14 protein-coding genes and 1 pseudogene are annotated in these 13,374 nt (G+C 60.9%); 8 read left to right on the top strand and 7 right to left on the bottom strand.

The window, feature by feature from the left end:
- Positions 1-8 precede the first annotated feature (8 nt).
- On the bottom strand, positions 9-653 hold the full coding sequence (locus tag E3T29_RS04370) for a phosphotransferase (RefSeq protein ID WP_241987631.1): 645 nt from the start codon (positions 651-653) through the stop codon (positions 9-11).
- 250 nt (positions 654-903) lie between these two features.
- Positions 904-1,320, bottom strand: a pseudogene (locus E3T29_RS04365) (bifunctional 5,10-methylene-tetrahydrofolate dehydrogenase/5,10-methylene-tetrahydrofolate cyclohydrolase); the annotation flags it as partial.
- 244 nt (positions 1,321-1,564) lie between these two features.
- Between E3T29_RS04365 and E3T29_RS04360 the strand changes: the two are divergent.
- Together E3T29_RS04360 and E3T29_RS20645 are read left to right on the top strand one after the other, a co-directional pair.
- Positions 1,565-1,978: a hypothetical protein gene (locus E3T29_RS04360; RefSeq protein ID WP_134344204.1), complete on the top strand. Its 414-nt coding sequence runs from the start codon at positions 1,565-1,567 to the stop codon at positions 1,976-1,978.
- Positions 1,979-2,284: 306 nt separating this feature from the next.
- Positions 2,285-2,521 carry a DUF4440 domain-containing protein gene (locus E3T29_RS20645; RefSeq protein WP_370449108.1) on the top strand — a complete coding sequence of 79 codons (237 nt, stop codon included), beginning with the start codon at positions 2,285-2,287 and terminating at the stop codon, positions 2,519-2,521.
- 473 nt (positions 2,522-2,994) lie between these two features.
- Here E3T29_RS20645 and E3T29_RS04355 read toward each other — a convergent pair whose 3' ends face one another.
- Both E3T29_RS04355 and E3T29_RS04350 read right to left on the bottom strand, forming a co-directional pair.
- Positions 2,995-3,231, bottom strand: a complete 237-nt coding sequence (locus E3T29_RS04355) for a hypothetical protein (protein ID WP_134344202.1) — start codon at positions 3,229-3,231, stop codon at positions 2,995-2,997.
- A 79-nt stretch (positions 3,232-3,310) separates the two neighbouring features.
- On the bottom strand, positions 3,311-4,093 hold the full coding sequence (locus tag E3T29_RS04350; RefSeq protein WP_241987630.1) for an aminoglycoside adenylyltransferase domain-containing protein: 783 nt from the start codon (positions 4,091-4,093) through the stop codon (positions 3,311-3,313).
- A 320-nt stretch (positions 4,094-4,413) separates the two neighbouring features.
- Between E3T29_RS04350 and E3T29_RS04345 the strand changes: the two genes are divergently transcribed.
- On the top strand, positions 4,414-4,782 hold the full coding sequence (locus tag E3T29_RS04345; protein ID WP_166792318.1) for a cupin domain-containing protein: 369 nt from the start codon (positions 4,414-4,416) through the stop codon (positions 4,780-4,782).
- Positions 4,783-5,451: 669 nt separating this feature from the next.
- On the opposite strand, the gene E3T29_RS04340 is transcribed toward E3T29_RS04345, so the two are convergent.
- A complete protein-coding gene (locus E3T29_RS04340) occupies positions 5,452-6,738 on the bottom strand; it encodes an IS256 family transposase (RefSeq protein ID WP_134344199.1) in 1,287 nt (428 codons plus the stop codon).
- 300 nt (positions 6,739-7,038) lie between these two features.
- Here E3T29_RS04340 and E3T29_RS04335 point away from each other — a divergent pair, with 300 nt between their 5' ends.
- The 4 genes from E3T29_RS04335 to E3T29_RS04320 all read left to right on the top strand — a co-directional run bounded on the left by E3T29_RS04335 (position 7,039) and on the right by E3T29_RS04320 (position 10,391).
- A complete protein-coding gene (locus tag E3T29_RS04335; RefSeq protein ID WP_241987629.1) occupies positions 7,039-7,956 on the top strand; it encodes a hypothetical protein in 918 nt (305 codons plus the stop codon).
- A 98-nt stretch (positions 7,957-8,054) separates the two neighbouring features.
- On the top strand, positions 8,055-8,639 hold the full coding sequence (locus E3T29_RS04330) for a recombinase family protein (RefSeq protein ID WP_134344195.1): 585 nt from the start codon (positions 8,055-8,057) through the stop codon (positions 8,637-8,639).
- Between the two features lie 139 nt (positions 8,640-8,778).
- A complete protein-coding gene (locus E3T29_RS20640; RefSeq protein ID WP_166792317.1) occupies positions 8,779-9,336 on the top strand; it encodes an HXXEE domain-containing protein in 558 nt (185 codons plus the stop codon).
- 329 nt (positions 9,337-9,665) lie between these two features.
- A complete protein-coding gene (locus E3T29_RS04320) occupies positions 9,666-10,391 on the top strand; it encodes a tyrosine-protein phosphatase (protein ID WP_134344194.1) in 726 nt (241 codons plus the stop codon).
- Positions 10,392-10,416: 25 nt separating this feature from the next.
- On the opposite strand, the gene E3T29_RS20635 is transcribed toward E3T29_RS04320, so the two are convergent.
- Positions 10,417-10,989, bottom strand: a complete 573-nt coding sequence (locus E3T29_RS20635; RefSeq protein WP_166792316.1) for a GNAT family N-acetyltransferase — start codon at positions 10,987-10,989, stop codon at positions 10,417-10,419.
- Between the two features lie 431 nt (positions 10,990-11,420).
- Between E3T29_RS20635 and E3T29_RS04310 the strand changes: the two genes are divergently transcribed.
- Positions 11,421-11,657 (top strand): hypothetical protein, encoded by a 237-nt coding sequence (locus E3T29_RS04310; protein WP_134344190.1) that lies wholly within the window; start codon positions 11,421-11,423, stop codon positions 11,655-11,657.
- Positions 11,658-12,109: 452 nt separating this feature from the next.
- Here E3T29_RS04310 and E3T29_RS04305 read toward each other — a convergent pair whose 3' ends face one another.
- Positions 12,110-13,321 (bottom strand): FAD-binding domain-containing protein, encoded by a 1,212-nt coding sequence (locus E3T29_RS04305; RefSeq protein ID WP_134344188.1) that lies wholly within the window; start codon positions 13,319-13,321, stop codon positions 12,110-12,112.
- Positions 13,322-13,374: the final 53 nt, after the last annotated feature.

Genomic DNA, 13,374 nt, shown 5'->3' with positions numbered 1-13,374 from the left:
ACCCGTAGCTACAGGCTCGCGCTCATTTCGAGAAGTCGGGCGCGATCGCGTCGGTAGAGTGCGGCGTGTTCGATGAAGTCATTGCGACCTGTGTCGGCGGCACGTTGATCCGTGAAAATGGCCAGATCCTCCATTTGATCCGCTGCCGTAAGGAGGACGGCGGCCTGGTCGAAGTCATATCCGTAGGAACGAATGAGTGCATCGAGCCGACCGGGGCGAGCATCCTCTCCTGGAACGTCATGGTCTGTGTACTCGCCGAGCGGTACGAGCCGATATGCGAGGTAAGCGAGATCCCAAATCCGAGGCCCCGGAGAAGCCATGTCGACGTCGATAAGTCCCGTGATGTGCCCGTCTTGGAAGACCATGTTGTAGGGAGCGACGTCGTTCAGGCACACCACCTCGATTGGCTCGTGCGCCGGCAGCTGCCACGTGGCGGCCCGGTGTGCGAGTGGCGCGTCGGCGTCATGTACCCGTCGGAGCAAAGACCCAGTCTCGTGCAGCATCGTCGGCGACCAGATCCAGCTTGGCATTGGGTAGTTGCCGACGATTCCAGGGAGGTAGGAGAGCACTTCGCGGCCCTGCTCGTCCAGGCCGAAGGGCTCGGGTACTTCCGTCACTCCCGCCGCGCGGAGTGTGGTCAGAAGTTGATGCACCGCGGGAGTCCGTAGTCCTGCTGGGCGGTGAACCGTGTCGCCTACCCGCACGACCGTGCTTGAGTTTCCCCCGGCTAACACCTCTTCATCCATCCTTCCAACCTAAAGGCTGTAAGCGGAACCCTCAGCGGGGCTCTCCTGGGAATCAGGATGCTGCATGCTGGCAACGCAGGACTCGGCGGTTCACTCGCCCGTTTGAGGACCCGTTCATGGCTCCCAGAAGGAGTCTTGTGAAAGCTGGCTCAACAGCTCAGCCGGTGCTTCGGGCGGCATCGAGAGTCTGATCGAGTAGAACCGCGATTGTCATTGGGCCCACGCCGCCCGGTACGGGCGTGATGTGTCTGGCTCGCGACGCTGCGCCCGCGAACTCGACGTCTCCAACGTTGCCGGGGTTGTACCCAGCATCGATAACGACTGCGTCTGGCTTCATCCAGGCTCCACGGATGAGTTCCGGTCGTCCCACTGCGGCGATCACAATATCCGCGTCGCGAACTGCATCTGCGAGCTCTCTTGTCTTCGAGTGGCAGAACGTCACCGTCGCATCGCGGGCAAGGAGGAGCATCCCAACCGGCCGGCCAAGGATGAGGCTTCGCCCAACCACGACCGTCTTGACGCCGGCAAGGGCGACGTCATACCGGTCAAGGAGCCTAAGAATTCCGCCGGGGGTGGCCGAGTGGAATCCGCCTTATCCGACCCCTCTACGGGACGCCGAGTTTTCTAGCGATGTTGAGCCGCCGCACCACGACCGCTCCGCTCGTGGCGCTGGAGGTTCCGGAGCTTGGCGCTCGTCCGCCTTGGTTAAAAGCGTCTTTGGACCCGTGGAGTTGGCCACCCGGCCTGAGCGGTAACGAGTTGTCATCATACGGCTCTGTAGTGCTTCATTCTGCGCGCCGAAATGCCACACTCGTGACATGACTTCCCATATTCGGTTGAAAAGTCGCCTCGGATTACTGTTTCCCGCGGTGGCCATTGTGGTCGTTACTTGGCTCGTATTCTGGATGGCGCAAGGATTCCCCACGGCGTGCAACCTCATGGGTCCCTGCTCTGGCCGCGATGTGCGGGTGGCGCCGGCTCTGCTTTTCGGCGGGATGATGCTTGCACCGTTGGCGGCGGTGATTCTCATGTCCGTCGTTCGCTCACCGGTGGGTTGGCTCGTTCGACTGTCCTACATCGCCCTCGTGCTGCTCGCGGTTGTCGGGTACGTCGTCATCAGCTTCAGTGGAGGGTTCGGCGTTGATGCGGCATTCCTCGCTGGTCTCCTCGGAACGTTCGGGACGGCACTGCTCGCCTATGTGGGAATCACTGCCCTTCGACGCGAGACTTGAGTAGTTAAGCTTCCAAGCCGGGACCAGGCTGGTAAGCCCTGTATTTGCAACGGCATCGTGCGGGGCCCCTGCGGATTCCCGGCGCTACGCGGCGCGCCATCCGTGATGGCGGATTAGTGCCGAACTGCGACGTTGAACAGCTCGGACCATGCTTCGCCGAATGGATTGCAGCCCAAACGAAGCGAGATTCGAAGACCGCCCATAGGGAAACGCTAAACGACGCCGAGTATGTCTTCTAGCACCTGCGGGTTGGTCCCCTCGGTACAGGCCGGCGGCGGCCGCCGCTGCTGCTGTTAGACAGGGCACATGAACATAGATCCTGCGACGGTGGTGAATATCGAACGAGCGAGACTTCGCGCGCTCGTCGAACGCGACATGGTCGTTGCGGAGCGCCTCCATGCACCCGATTACCAACTTGTGACGCCCAACGGGTCCACACGGAAAAAAAATCGGCTTATCTCAGCGACGTGGAATCGAAGCGACTCGAGTACCTCGTATTCGAGCCCGAGTCAGAAATCTCCGTCAGATCGTCTGGAAAGCTGACGATTCTGAAGTACATCGCACGAATAGTTCTCAGCGTCGGCACCGCCGATGAGCTTGAATTCCGCGCTTGGCACACGGATGTTTACGAGTATCAAGATGGCCATTGGATGGCCATTGGATGGTCGTCTGGTCGCAGGCCACCACAATCGTTCCATAGGGAAGCAGGCTGCGTTCCGATGCCCGTAGAGGAACCCTGTACGGCACTCAGCCGAGGAGTCGCTGCCTGACGACGCGGGGCCACTTTTCCAAGCCATTCTTCTCTTCCGTCGCGACTTTGTCTCGCAACGCCGGTCCCCATCGCCCTTCGGCCATCACAATGAAACCGAGACGCGCGTAATACGGTGCGTTCCAAGGGACGTCACGAAAAGTGGTCAGAGTTACCGCGTCATATTTCTCTGCACAGCACACTCACTTGCAACATCGAGGAGCCCCGCCCCAACACCTTGACGCGCACTCGGAGGATGCACTGTGATCTATTCGACATGCATGGCAACGTCAAGTGATTCGATCAGTAAATAGGCAATCACCGAATCGTCGTCAGCTACCGTCACCCACGCTCCTTCTCGAGCGAGAAAGTCCTCGAACGTTGAGGCGCTGACCGGATCATCGTCAGTGACGCTGTCCATGCCAACTGTTCGAAACGCTTGTCCCGCTTCGCGCTCAATCTCCCGGATCGCGGCGAAATCGTTGACAGTTTCAAGTCGGTGCATGACCTCATCCTGACACCCAGCGAAGCGACTGTGCGACGGGGCAGCACCCAGAGGCGGAACGACTTGCGAACACTCCGAGCTAAGGCTTGCGTGAGCGGCTGTCGGCTTCGGCCACTGCCACGCATTTGTCCAGCAGGTTGAGGGCTGCGCGTTCATCCGCCGCGGTGAACGATTCGTTTATCCCAGTTCGTGACGCGACTGCTCGCGAAAGCAACTCGACGTACTCTGGCCAGCGTTGCGCCGCGAATGTTCCACTCGCCGACTTCGAAATGATATTTCCGGTTTCGAGCGTCGCGACGAGGCGTGCCGGACCAAGCGCGATCCAGCGCAGAGTCACAGCGTCAACGGGATCTCCATCAGGACGTGGCGAGAGTTGAGCCCGCGCCCCAGCTCCGAGGGGTCGCCAGTAGTCACGGAGGTTCTGCCGCGAAAACGCTCGCACGCCTTCCTCGACGCGGGGGAAGCGCCGGGTCGAGGGTGACCAGGCGATGGCACCGGCGGTGCCGACGAAACCCTCGATGCCCGATTCGACTTCTCGCCACGTGACCCAACTGAGCCGCGCTCCGGGTGCCTGCTCGTCGAGTTCGCCGTCGATAACCTGCGGGGCGACCCCGATCCGTTCCGGCCCCGCATCCAACTGCTGTTCGGTCAGGTGAACACCGTCGATCGGTCCTTCCGAAATCGTAGATCGATGCAGGTCACCAAGCACGACGAGTTCGTCGTGCCTGAGCGAACGTCGCGTGACCAGCACGAGGTCGATGTCGCTGATTCCTTCCCACCAGTCGCCGACGACGGCAGACCCGATGACGATGACACGGTCGAGCAGACCCGGCGCAATCCGCACGTGTTCTCTGACGAACACGGTCACACGGTTTCGCAGCGCCCCTGGGAGAAGAGCATCATCAGCCATGCCTGCCATAGTGCCAGCCCGGACGTGTCTTTGCTACACGACCGGGTACCTGCTCGTAACTCGGCGCCCGTAGGCCGAAGGCTCACCGGTTATCGACCGCGACTTCAAAGTCGATGCGCGGCGACCTTGACTCCGAAAGCGAAGTCCGCGATGCTCGGTGACACGTCCAAGTGGTCTCATGCTCCTGTCAACGACGTGGTCCCATATCGCTGGCAACCGACATCTGGGCAGAGATCCTGAACTTCATAACCTCCAAAGCGGCTGGGGAAATCATGAAAACAATTGTGAAGAAGAGTTTTTCGTCCCCGGATGAGACGAAGAAGCCTTTCGCCAAGGGAACCATTGAGTCGGTAACCATCGGCGGTCTCGACCTGGCCCGGGAGACGCTCGAGCCGGGGTGGAAATGGTCGGAACACGTCAAGCCAGTCGTGAACACTGAGACCTGCCAGAAATACCATGTGAAGTACTTTCTCTCCGGGCGGCAAATGGTGCTCATGGACGATGGTACAGAACTGGAGTCTGGTCCAGGCGACCTCGCAATCATCCAGCCGGGCCACGATGCATGGGTTGTGGGAGATGAACCGAATGTACTCCTCGAGCTTTCCGGAGCAACAAAGCCCTCCGAACTTTCCGGTGGATGAACCGGCCCGAGTTCTGCGGAATAACCACCCATCGCGGTCCCTGCAAATCTCCATCGAGTCGGCTTTGATGCGCTCATGCCCAAGTCCCCCCGCCGACGACTTCGTCCGTCATCGCCGCGAGCCGCGCGGTGCGTTCCAATTCGGCCGCTTACACGGCCATCACATAGCGACGCGCGGTCTTCCGATCCACACTCGCTCGCTCCGCGACGACGCGCAGTTCGACCGCGTCGAGCCAGCCTCGCAACACTTCCCTGGTCTCTTTCACACTGACCCCCCTGAATCCCAACGTCAATGACCTCCCCGTCGAAATATCTGACGCGAAGATCAAACAAGCGGACCGAGGACCCGCCGGCAAGGCTTCCCGGGTGGTCCCATAACTGGCCATTCAGGTGATCCCATGAACCTGGCAGAAAGCCGCCTACAGCGGTCCCAATTCATGGCAAACGACAGTGGACCGCCGCGCCTGGGAAGATCAGAAAACGCCGTTTCCGAACTCAATCGGAACAGAGGTTGAGAGCGCCCGCAAGCGGCACCGTGTACGGGACGTCCTCACGGTCCCACGGCTACGCCACACCAGCCTGGCCATGATCCGTTGCAGTCTTCTGCTGACTCAGGCTGCGGGTTGCGACGCGGGGAGTGTCTCGTTAACGGTGTTTCCGGCGTTTTTCATTAGTAGGATTCTGCGTTCGGCCAGCGGTCGTGGAAGGTGATGGCGAACGCGTTGAGAGCTGGTTTCCAGCGCATCGTCCAACGAGCTCGGCCCTCACCGGTGGGGTCGAGACTTCGAGTGACTAGATACAAGCATTTTAGAGCGGCTTGCTCGGTGGGGAAATGTCCTCGAGCACGCACCGCCCGCCGATACCGTGCATTGAGCGACTCGATCGCATTGGTGGAGCAGATCACCTGACGAATCTCGGGATCGTAGGACAAGAACGGGGTGAACTCTTCCCATGCCGACTCCCATAACCGGATGATCGCACCGTATTTCTTCCCCCAGATCTCGGTCAGATCATCCAACGCCGCCCGTGCCGCGTCAACAGTCGGAGCGGTATAAATCGGTTTCACCGCTCGTTTCAGCGCATCCCAATCCTTCTTCGACGCGAGCTTAAACGTGTTCCGAATGAGGTGAATGATGCACGTCTGCACCGTCGTCAACGGCCACACGTTCCCGACAACGTCCGGCAATCCTTTCAACCCGTCACAGACCAGGAAGAACGTGTCGGTGACACCACGGTTCTTGATGTCGGTCAGGACAGACATCCAGAACTTGGCGCCCTCACCGCCGGTGCCGGCCCACAATCCGAGAATGTCCTTGTCCCCGTCCAAGGTCACGCCGATGGCCGCGTAGATGGGCCGGTTGGCGACCTGCCCATCACGGATCTTCACCACGATCGCATCAATGAAGATCGCCGCGTAGACGCCGTTCAACGGGCGGGACTGCCACGTCTGCATCTCCTCGATCACCTTGTCCGTGATGCGGGAGATGGTCTCTTTGGAGACCTGCGCGCCGTAGATCTGGTTGAAGTGTGCGCTGATCTCGCCAGTCGTGAGGCCACGGGCATACAACGACAGCACGATCTCATCGACGCCAGTCAAACGTCGCTGTCGTTTCGGCACGATCACCGGAGTGAACGAGCCGTCCCGGTCACGAGGCACCTGAATGGTCACCGGCCCCGTCGACGGGCTGATCACCGTTTTGGGCCGCGTCCCGTTGCGCACGTTGCTGTCATCACGCTCGTCCGGCGCACGGTTCTTTTCATGGCCGAGATGATCGGTCATTTCCTCATTCAGCGCCGCCTCAAGAAATGTTTTCGTGAACTGGCCCAACAGCCCATCAGGACCGTCCAGAGCCAGGCCCTGCTCCTTCGCCAGGCGCACCCATTCCCTCGCCGCCACCGCCTCACGGGTCGGCTCAGATTTCGTTTTCTTCGTCACAGCATCAAGTGTCGTCATCACGGCACCTTTCCCGCCAGACCCACGTCCAGCGCGTCAGGCCGGAAACACCGTTTAAGAGACAGTCCCGACGCGACAGGTAAGGGACTGGCGTGCACAGGCCTAATCGGTGAAGCCTTGCAATACCCGGTACGGTGCGAGCGAGTAAGCCGGGCAGTTGCGTCTAGGGGGAATGGGTGTATGCCGGAAGAATTCGAGTGGGTGCCCGACATTGGGCGGGGTGAGTGGCTTCGCCCTCTGGAAGCTGAGCCGTTTGGCAGCATCCTGTCAATTGTTCCTCGTGGTTTCGAGGCGTACGCGCGCGTGTTTCATCCTGTCGATCGCGATGGCCCGCGTGATACGAAGACGTGGCAGGGTGTCGATGCCGCGACGTACTTCGAGGGTGTCGATGACGTCGAGGCGTCGCTTGAGAGGGAGCGCAGCACGTGGGCACAATCTGCGGCTTCGTTCCGCACGACCATGCACGCCGAGGCACAGTACGCGCGGCTGTTGCGGCGAGATTATGGCACTGCCGACGGCGCGATCGGGGCAGATGGTTGGCGCTATGGAGACACGTTTGAGGGTTGTCGTGATGCAGCCTCGTTGACGACGGCATCCACTGTTCTTGCCCGTCACACCACGACTCCGGATGCGGGTATCGCCGCGATCTGGGAGGGGTGGGGCGGTCTGGTGAGCTCGGCAGGGATTGCACACTTCGGGCCCGAATCGAGCGACGACGCGTCCGCCCGCAATGCCGAAGAGGATGCAGCGCATATCGCTGATCCGACGCTTCGGGAGCGACTTTTCACGGCCGCCCGGCAGGGGATCGCCGGGGCGCGTTCCGTCATCGACGCTCTTCCTGGCCGTGCCCGCCCAGAGCCGGAACCAGGCTCAGGCGTGCTCACTCTTGAAGCCGCAGCCGGGCCACGTTTCGACCTACACGGAGGCACTGGACGGCACTACGTTCTGTTCGAGGCCGGCGCTAACACCTTCGCGGATGCTGCGTGGCCCGGGCGTGCGCCTTGGGTCGACGGCGTGATGTGGGCGCAATCGCGAAGCATCCTGTGGCCTGACGATCATTCCTGGGTGCTCGCCACCGAAATCGACTTTGACTCGACGCTCGTTGCCGGGACGACGGCGCTCATCCGTGAGCTCGTGCGGACTCCGGGTCTCGAGGTCCTCCCGGTCCGAACCGACGCCGACCTGACGGGGGATGGCGACGTACTCAATCGCCCCGAGTAACGTCGCAGCCCGGAGTGCTGCGCCGAACGCCGCCGGCAAGCCGGACCCCGACTGCGACGATTATTGACCCGCTCACCGCAAAGCGGAACAGTTTCGCCATGAATGGATTCCTAATTGGATACGCATGCGTTTCCACAGATGAACAAGATCTCACCGCCCAACAAAATGCCCTAGAACGATTGGGCGTTAGATCGTCACTGATCTATACCGATCATGGTCTGACCGGAACGAACCGAGCTCGGCCCGGGCTCCGCGAAGCTTTGGCCGCCTGCCGTGCTGGAGACACCCTCGTCGTCGCCAAACTCGACAGACTCGCACGGTCGCTCAGGGATGCGAAAGACATCATTGACGAGCTGACAGCCAAAGACGTCAAGCTGAGTATCGGCGGATCGGTGCATGATCCGAACGATCCGGTCGGGCGCCTCCTCTTCAACGTCCTGGCGATGGTCGCCGAATTCGAGTCGAATCTGATCCGCGCCAGAACGCGCGAAGGAATGCAGGTGGCCAAAGCGAAAGGGCATCTTCGCGGTAGGCAGCCCAAACTGTCGGTGCCACAGCGGAAACACTTGATCGAAGTCCACAACGCCGGCCTTCACTCCAGCGCGGAACTTGCGGAACTCTTCAACGTCGCGCGGTCGACCGTTTACCGCACTATCCAACGTCAGTTCGAATCTAGCCTTTGAGAAGGGCATCGATTGAAATCTCGTTGCCGGACTATCTAGTCCGGCAACGGGAACCCCTTGCGGGGCTCCGAACGGGCACGAAATTTGCGCCGGCACTGCAAGCAAAAGTTCGGGTGGCGGGGGCCGCTATGATTTCGTTGTGTCGATCGAGCCAACTGGAACCCGGATCGCTGCGGTGGCACTCTTCGCCGCTTGGCTTGTGCACGATGTCGAGGAAGTGTTTACCTTCCCGGCCACGTCTAGGCTGCTCGCCGCACGTCTGGGCAGCGACCGGGTGGTCGTTTCTCCGGCGCAATCTGTACTCGCCATCGCGGTCATGGGAGTGCTGGTTGGCGCGGCCTGTGTTCGCGGCGCACGCTCCCAAGGAAAATCACGTCTCTACCGAGCGGTGTTAGGCGGATTGGAAGCTCATGTGGTCACGCACGTCGCGACTTCGGTCTCCTTCAAGAGCTACACAGCGGGTCTCATCACGGCGCCGTTGGTGATGTTGCCCGGGGCACGAGTAGCGCGGGCTCAACTCCGTCGAAGCGGCTCACCGCTGTCGTTGTCTGACACCGTGCGTGGCGGGGTGCTTCTGTTCGCCGCGGCACTAGGTTCACATGTCATTTCGCACCTCGTCCTCGGAGCAGGCTACCCGCGGGTAAGAAACCCGCATACGTTGCACAGCTACCTTCGGCGTATGCCAAACCTCCGCTGACGACTTTTCGACGCACTTGCTCGAGACTGTAGGAGCCAACGGGGCAGGGACGAGCGCGCGTCAGCGGGCATTCGGAGCGAGAGCGTCGTGCGGGCGTCAGAGTCACGCGCACGACGGAGGATGCGCGCGCAAACTTCCCGATGATGGGAAGGGACAACGAGCACATGCAAACGCCGCAATCATGGCTATTTCGCCTAACGGCCGGCAAGAGAATTGCAAGCCCGCAAGAGGAACCCCCCCCTGCGGGACGACTCCCACTGCCCCTGAATGACTGAATACCTCGGGATTCGACTGCCGGCCGAATGCTCTTCGGCAACTAGATTGGCACGATGCGAAACCTCAACTGGAACGGCTACTTCAACGCCCGCGATCTCGGTGGCCTACCCACACCGCTGTCGACCACGGGATCGACAGTCTTCAAGCGCGTAGCTCGGGGCCCGCGTCGGGAAATGCTCACTGATTCGGGTTGGGCTGAAGCACGCCAGTGGGGGCTATCGACAGTGGTGGATCTGCGCTGCATGCATGAGGTTGGAGGTCGAGAGGGTGACCCCGTGATCGACAACTTCACACACTCCAGCCTGGTGATAGTGAGCGCACCGACTGAGGATCAGGATAACCCCGCGTTCCGTGAAGTTTGCTTTCCGATTCTTGATTCGCCCGAATACTGGCGACACAACTGGCGAATACTCCCAAATCTGGTCCGTGAAACGATGCAAGCTATCGCGAACGCTGAAACGGGGGTGCTCATCCATTGCAGTGCAGGCCGTGATCGCACCGGGATGATTAGCGCTCTGCTCCTGGGCAACGCGGGCGTCTCGCCCGATGATGTGGCAGGCGACTATGCGGAATCGGTGCGAGCAATGGCCGGCGCGAAAACCCACGCACCAACCCATGATCGGCAGGCATCGTGGTCGGTCACGGAAGCCGACCAATGGATTGCCGAGACTGCTTCGATCGTTCGGGAGGCGGCAGCTAACACCGACGCTGTTTTCGACACCATTGGCCTTTCGCAGGACGAACGAAGCCGTCTGCGCGAGCTACTGACGGAGGCGTGAAAATACAACCCGATAGCCGAACGCTCTACCGGGCGTCGTTTCGTGTGTGAATCAGAACCAGCCCAGGTTTCCCATTTGGCGCGTCCGGTCCATGTCCCAAGCTGCGGTATCTCATTCGCAGGTAGAGCCGCAGCGCTGGCGTTTCAAAGTCTGTCGTCTGAAGCCAGTGCGTCTGGGCATTGGATCCATTCATGAGCGATTCAAGGAGCACGGCCCCCAGGCCACGACGCCCGGCCGCCGGATGTACGGCAAGCAGCAATACAGCAAACGATTCGTCGATCAGAGCCGCGGAATCAGGGCCAAGTCTATGGCGGAGTTGCTGCGACCAAACGTCCGTTTCGGATTCCCACGACCACGGATGGCCATAGGCGAATCCAACAAGATTCCCACTGACCAGGACACCCACTCCAACGACGTCATTCCGTTGACGCGCATACCCATAAAGCCGAGCAAATGAATGTGCGACCTCCGGGGCCTCGCTCAGTGGTGGCAGGCGAGAAGCCGATGCATACAACTCCTCGATTACTTCGACTCTCGGCAGGTTTGCCAAATCTGGGTATGTCCGGATTTCGATGTCTGAACGTTCAGAGGAAATCATTCTTCTATCCCACCACAGCCATGGCCGTTGCCCGTAAGCCGAACGTTTAACGGGTCTCGAGTAGATCGACCGCGGGTACAGAACGACGCGCGCTGGTGGGGCACTCGTCATTGCAATGGTGGCAACTGATGCCCCGGCCATGGCGTCTACCCACTCGGTTTCCTCCGCATCCTCGACCGTAGTCACGACTCATGCGACTTCAGCTGTGGCCTCGGCTGCGACGGCCATTCGGTCTGCGCGGGATCTTGGGCCGTTCTGGGCTCAGGCCGAAAGACTGATTGGCGGCTTCTCTGGGTCTCTAATCGCTTCCGCGACTAGCCCGTGGGCGGCGGCGGCCGCATGGCGGCCTACCTCGGTAGTGTGAGCCAAGAGAAGCGCGACAAGGCAGGGAATTTCGCCTACTGATGAATACAAAACTGAAGGAGAACACCGTGACCGAAAGACGGGAAGGTCAGGCCAAGCGGCCAAGCGGCCGTCAGATCGTGGGCTGGGTCGCGATCGTGTTCTGCGGGTTGCTGGCCTTCGTTAATGCCGCCACGATCGCGTCCAGTGATGGGATGCGCGCGTTTCTGATCGTCGCCGACGTCGTGCTTATTGGAATCTTGGTTACCCTTCTGGGCCGCTGGTTCTTCAAACGCGAGAACCCTGCGGGTCCGAAGGGGCGCTGACGACCCTTCCTATTTTTGAAGAGGGGCAGCACACATGGGCTGCCCCTCTATTGGGTCTATCCACAGGTAGGTGTCGCGCTCCGCTCCGCGGCACTCGATTTGCGCAGTGGGCCCATTCTTGCCTCGGACGCTGACCGCCACTAACCCAATGAAGGTCAGTCTTGCTGCCCATCCCGCAAGCGTAACCCTTGAGGGGTCTGCTGCACGGTTAAGTGACAGTAGCCGAAATCCCCCTGAAAACATTGGTGACAGGGCATTTCGTCGACGATGTGAGGTAATCACGAGACTCTCCGCGTGCTCCTCCAATGTGGGTACGGCGTTGTGAAATACATCGCAGTATTGACTGAACCGACTAGTAAGCAGTTACCGACGCTCTGGGCATTGTGCCGCGTGATGTGTCCGGCGGATGCTCGACTCTGCTGATCGTGTCGCCCTGTGTCAGGGTCCCGGGTCTACAAGCCCTGCTGGCGCAGCAGTTCAGGAATCCGCTCGCGGAAAGGGAAGAACCCGCGCGCGGCGTAGGGCCAAGCGAGCGCGTCCCAGCGCCGCCTGACGATCGTGACCGTTACTCCCTCCGAGGCGAGAGCGGCGCCGAGCGTCAGCATCCGTTTCTGCACCGGGCCTACCGGTGCGTTCGGCATAACCACCGTATCGAGGCGTTCGGACTCCGCCCACTTCAGAACCGTGGAGGGGAGCGCGTCGGGTAGCACTCTCGCCGGTCGCCCGAGGGCGTCTAAGGCCCGCTTGGCAGCGTCATCGAGGGCTGATGCCGTGAATCGACGCACTGCATCCGAGGCGCCGGAGGGCGAGCGCTCGTCGGGATCGGTGGATCCGGCGATAGCCACGAGTCGGCTGTTCGAATCCAACCAGGAAAGCTCGGCGCGCAGGCTTGCCGCGTCCAGATCCTCTTCGTGCAGCAACAGCCCCACTCGGGCGCCCAATGGGGTGGACTCGGCGGGAGCAATCGGTGCCCGCGTTGGCAGTGGCTCTTCGATGATCGCTCGTGCCGACGTGGCGAGTCCCGATGGCGAGAACCGGCCCTCGGTGTAGCGAGAAATGTTCGATGCCGTCGCGAGGTAGGTCTTTCCGGCGGTCTGAAGCCCGGCAACCCACCGCCAGGAGAGCGTGTTGGAGGCGGCATCGCCATCAAGAAGGTGTCGGTAGAAGAAGTCCGCACCGAGTTGCCACGGCAGGCCGAGCGTGAAGATCCAGATGCTCGCAAACCACATGCGGGTGTGGTTGTGCAGGTATCCGGTGTCCACAAGCTCACGCACCCACGCATCCATCGCATCAATGCCGGTGTGCCCAGCGATAGCTTCGCGGTAACCTCCGGAGCGTGTGTCACTCGCGAGCCCGAGCTCGGCCACATCGCGGCGATACCGTCGCCACACCTCGGGATTCTGCTCGAGCCATCCCTTCCAGTACGTCCGCCAGAAGACTTCCTGCACAAATTTCTCGCATGCACCGAACCGATGCCGTTCAAGCACAGCCGAAACCACTTCGCGCTCGGTCAGGAGTCTGTGGCGGAGGTACGGAGAGAGACCGGAGACGTTTTCACGGGAGGGTCCAGTGTCGTGATTGCGGTCTCGCGTGTAATCCAACCCTGCATGAGGGACGAACAGGCCGAGGGTTTCGAGGCCGGCAGCTCGGGTAGGAGTGAACATCCCTCTCATCATGCACCATGTGAATTTGAGAAGGTCCCGGTCGGCCCCCTGGG

Origin of the sequence: Cryobacterium sp. TMT1-66-1, from assembly GCF_004403435.1 — a bacterium.
Lineage (GTDB): Bacteria > Actinomycetota > Actinomycetes > Actinomycetales > Microbacteriaceae > Cryobacterium > Cryobacterium flavum.
Note: the sequence above shows the minus strand (reverse complement) of the source record. Positions and strands in the feature narration are given on the sequence as shown.

What these genes read in the sequence shown, in the direction of transcription:
- E3T29_RS04360 (WP_134344204.1), top strand. Translation starts at nt 1,565, where the DNA reads ATGACTTCCCATATTCGGTTGAAAAGTCGCCTCGGATTACTGTTTCCC.
- E3T29_RS20645 (WP_370449108.1), top strand. Translation starts at nt 2,285, where the DNA reads ATGAACATAGATCCTGCGACGGTGGTGAATATCGAACGAGCGAGACTT.
- E3T29_RS04355 (WP_134344202.1), bottom strand. Translation starts at nt 3,231, where the DNA reads ATGCACCGACTTGAAACTGTCAACGATTTCGCCGCGATCCGGGAGATT.
- E3T29_RS04345 (WP_166792318.1), top strand. Translation starts at nt 4,414, where the DNA reads ATGAAAACAATTGTGAAGAAGAGTTTTTCGTCCCCGGATGAGACGAAG.
- E3T29_RS04330 (WP_134344195.1), top strand. Translation starts at nt 8,055, where the DNA reads ATGAATGGATTCCTAATTGGATACGCATGCGTTTCCACAGATGAACAA.
- E3T29_RS04320 (WP_134344194.1), top strand. Translation starts at nt 9,666, where the DNA reads ATGCGAAACCTCAACTGGAACGGCTACTTCAACGCCCGCGATCTCGGT.
- E3T29_RS20635 (WP_166792316.1), bottom strand. Translation starts at nt 10,989, where the DNA reads ATGATTTCCTCTGAACGTTCAGACATCGAAATCCGGACATACCCAGAT.
- E3T29_RS04305 (WP_134344188.1), bottom strand. Translation starts at nt 13,321, where the DNA reads ATGTTCACTCCTACCCGAGCTGCCGGCCTCGAAACCCTCGGCCTGTTC.